The organism is Citrobacter sp. Ce104, from assembly GCF_030334595.1.
Classification (GTDB): domain Bacteria; phylum Pseudomonadota; class Gammaproteobacteria; order Enterobacterales; family Enterobacteriaceae; genus Citrobacter; species Citrobacter europaeus.
Genome location: NZ_JAOWDP010000026.1, coordinates 1 through 283 on the forward strand (window position 1 = coordinate 1; position 283 = coordinate 283).

A 283-nucleotide genomic window follows, 5' to 3' on the forward strand; every position below is an offset into this window, starting at 1 on the left:
TGGTGCATCCGGGAGGATTCGAACCTCCGACCGCTCGGTTCGTAGCCGAGTACTCTATCCAGCTGAGCTACGGATGCATCAGGGAAACTTACTTACTGCAGATTTGATATCGCTGCTAAAGTGATATCGATTTTCTGTAACAACGCTAATGCGCTATTGCAGAGAAGATGGTGCATCCGGGAGGATTACTCGGCTGCGCCTCACCCTGCGGGCCGTTGCTGAAGCAACGTTATCCTCCCTGGTACTCGCGATTATCTCGCAGTCCATGAAACAACAGTTTCGC

Annotated in this window: 1 tRNA gene; it reads right to left on the reverse strand. The window is 51.9% G+C overall.

Annotation, left to right across the window (positions count from 1 at the left end):
- A tRNA-Arg gene (locus OGW16_RS02000) sits at nucleotides 1-77 on the reverse strand.
- Nucleotides 78-283 lie beyond the last annotated feature (206 nt).